Here is a 2,858-nt window from a genome sequence, read left to right on the forward strand (position 1 = left end):
GATAAGGGGTAATGGGGAGCAGGGGATCTGGGGAGAAGTTGCAGTAATTTCCCCTCTACCTGTTGTGCCCAATCCCCCTTCCCCCTTATCTCCAGAGGGGGCCCTACCTTCCCCAATTCCCAGTTCAACACAGAGTACTACTTCTCCGGTTTCCGTAAACTTAATCGCATTGTTGAGAAGATTCATTAAGACTTGGCGCAGACGAGTCAGATCGCCGACAATCTGAGTGGGAACTTGGGGCTGGATCAGATAAATTAGTTCGATATCCTTTTGGGCAGCTTTCGGAGCTAAAAAGGAAATAGCCTCTTCCACACAAGCTCTCAAATTAAAAGGCTGTTCTTCTAATTCCAGTTTGCCCGATTCAATTTTGGAGAAATCTAGAATATCGTTGATGATCGTGAGTAAAGTATCTCCGCTACTGTGAACTGTTTGCACAAAGTCTTGCTGTTGGGGTGTGAGGTCAGTATCTAGCAGTAAACTTGTCATAGCAATCACAGCATTCATTGGAGTGCGAATTTCATGGCTCATCATCGCCAAAAACTCACTTTTTGCCCGATTTGCGGCTTCTGCCTGACGTTTTGCCCGCTCCAAGGCAAAATTTTTCAAGGTAAGTTCTTCACGTTGGCGCGTTTCTTGTTCCAGTAAGTGAGCTTGTGGTAGAGCAATGCCTAGTTGAGCCGCCACAGCTTCTAGTAATTCGATTTCGTCTTGTGTCCACTGGCGAAAATAGCTGCACTGATGTAAGCCGATCGCACCATTGGGTTCTCCTTGATAGGAAGTGCGGATTGAGAGCATAGACTTCAGCCCAATTTCTCGGCAGATAGGTTGAACCATTTGCAGTAAGGGCTCAACGTACACATCTGGAGAAGCGATCGCACTTTCTTGGCTCATCATCTGCTCGGCATGGGGATTGTTAGTCATCGGGACTTCCAATTTCAACATGGAGCAGTAACTAGGGATTGTATTATACTCTGCTACTAAGGGAATTCGGGGTGTGGGGTTACTAATGTAAGAGTGGATCAGACAGCGCTCGGCTGCAAATGTTTGTCCAATTTGGGTAGCAGCCGTCTCAAAAATTTTGCTGGTATCAAGACTTTGACGAATTTCCTGAGTAATTTGTTCAAGTAGTAGGGTGATATCGGTGCTGTTTTACCACTTCTTAACTCTCTAGCACTTTCAAGGCTTATTGCACTAACTTTTACTTTTAAGTAATCTAAAATATCAGTAGCAAGGGGGCAATTACGGAATTTATTTTTAGTTAATATATCAAGATTTTTTTATATTGCCAGAAAAACTTAATCATTTCTGATGGTCATTACGCTTCTTTTGATACCAATTCTGTATGAAGATGCGTAAAGAATCCACCACCTGCGGCACATCTCTTTGGTGAGGTGTGGAGGGATCAAAATAATGTGCAGGTTCACAGAGAATTAGTATAAGAGCGGCATCTGTACTAGTACACTCTGGCGCAAGTTTGTTACCTTTAACAAGTTGCTTTGAACAACTTGTCTGGTTAATTGAGATGCTAGAAGTTACTACAAACCAAAAGATCCCCTCTTTTTTGAAGAAAGTAGGGGATCTGAGCCTCTCGGTGGAGAGCAAATCAAATATAGTGGTTGCCGCACATTTTAAGTGGACTACACCCGCGATCGCAAGAAAAGGGTAATAGAGATTAAAAACCAATACAGTCCAGAATGAGCAACAAAACCCAGATTGTAGAGACGCGATTTCTCGCGTCTTGAAGACCAATTATCTATACCAATAACCCTTAACCCAAGCGTATTGGATTAAAAACAAGGGTTAATGCCTATGCTTGTACTTTAAATTACAGCTTCTTGGCGTTGACAATCAAAAACAACCATGTAAGAAGCATTTGGTATTTCTTGAGGAAGGTGCCGCATATAGCCATCGGCATCAGAACGGCTGCGGAAGCGAGCAACAATCTCTCGTTGCGTATTAGGAAGTTGACGAGCGATCGCCCAAGAATTGAGGCGTTCTTTATACGCAATAGTTTGATTGTCTGCTTGGGAAGTTTTGTTATCCGTATTTTCTGGCATAATTATGTTAACCGTATGAAGTTTAATGAAGGGCGTTAATTAGTTTCTAGGTAGGAATGCACCAACGCTTTTTTTTATGCTACTGCCACCTTGTTATTCGATTATTTATAAATTGTCAACACTGAGCGCTATATTTTAGACCAATTAAGTTAGAATTTTCAGGTAGCAATGAATCTCAAAGCCTTAACTTGCAGTTGTTTCCAGGACACAACAATGTTCAAGCAGAAAGTTTGGCAATTATTGAGTTTGCATGATTTGTATGCATACACATAAATAAAGTCCGCATCAGTGGTTAAAAAATTTAGTGTCTAAAAAGATACTATTATAAGCTGAAGAGAAAATGAATAATAACGTGCGTAGAATTAATCAGCACGTACTTTCTATAGTGTGATTTAGTAAAGCTACATTGCGGGCATTTACATTTTTTATAGTTATTTGAAAATAATTAAATTTTCAGAAGTTTTTGAAATATTCCAAAAGGAATTTTTCTTCAGCTTTTGACTAGAGCTTTAGAGACAATACATAGTAGAATTATTAAATTAAAAATTCTTGACTAGTTATCACAAAATAGTTAAAATCTTCTCGACAAAATTATAGTTATCGATCATGAAAACACCATTTTTAACATCAATAATTCAAAAAATAGCAGAGGAAATAGGAGCAGTACTTTTAGTAGATCCAGAATGTAATTTTATGGGATTGATTACATTTAAAAACGGAAATAAAACCTTTTTTCGTAATAACAGGTTTATAGCGTTTCTTAGTCTGGTGAAGTACAGTAACAAGAATGGGTAAACCAGT

1 protein-coding gene and 1 pseudogene are annotated in these 2,858 nt (G+C 39.5%); both read right to left on the reverse strand.

Features of this window, described 5'->3' with window-relative positions; translation table 11 throughout:
* Positions 1-126: 126 nt before the first annotated feature.
* Positions 127-1,134, reverse strand: a pseudogene (locus ACFE93_RS34310) (histidine kinase dimerization/phospho-acceptor domain-containing protein); the annotation flags it as partial.
* Positions 1,135-1,820: 686 nt separating this feature from the next.
* Entirely contained in the window at positions 1,821-2,057 is a 237-nt protein-coding gene (locus ACFE93_RS34315; RefSeq protein WP_375480552.1) for a hypothetical protein, read from the reverse strand.
* Positions 2,058-2,858: the final 801 nt, after the last annotated feature.

Source organism: uncultured Nostoc sp., assembly GCF_964247315.1.
Lineage (GTDB): Bacteria > Cyanobacteriota > Cyanobacteriia > Cyanobacteriales > Nostocaceae > Nostoc.